The 414-nt window shown below is 52.4% G+C and carries 1 tRNA gene; it reads right to left on the bottom strand.

Going from position 1 to position 414, the window contains the following annotated elements:
• Positions 1 to 228: 228 nt before the first annotated feature.
• Positions 229 to 303: transfer RNA gene (locus tag FS690_RS18215), tRNA-Glu, on the bottom strand.
• Positions 304 to 414 lie beyond the last annotated feature (111 nt).

The raw sequence follows: 414 nt of genomic DNA, 5'->3' as shown, positions 1-414 counted from the left end.
GCTTGGTCGCTTAACCTCACAACCCACAGGCGTTTTGAACGCTGTGAATCGCGATAATCTTGAGACCCGGCCGCATCATGCCTCGTTCTTATTACGGAGAACGGATACGACGCGGTCGTTTCAAATTTTCAGCTTGTTCCGGATTGTTAAAGAGCAAATATCTCAAACGCGACTCGCAAGCCGGTTTTGAGATACTGTGGAGACACCTTTCACCTGTCACCAAGCAAGTGGCGTCCCCTAGGGGATTCGAACCCCTGTTGCCGCCGTGAAAGGGCGGAGTCCTAACCGCTAGACGAAGGGGACACATCGTGTCGCGACTTCGCAGCCGTCTTGCTCATTACTTTCTATCAGACAATCTGTGTGAGCACTTCGCGGGAAGGTATCTTCAGGTAAGGAGGTGATCCAACCGCAGGT

This window comes from Pantoea sp. PSNIH1 (assembly GCF_007680655.1).
Classification (GTDB): Bacteria; Pseudomonadota; Gammaproteobacteria; order Enterobacterales; family Enterobacteriaceae; genus Pantoea; species Pantoea eucrina.
Note: the sequence above shows the minus strand (reverse complement) of the source record. Positions and strands in the feature narration are given on the sequence as shown.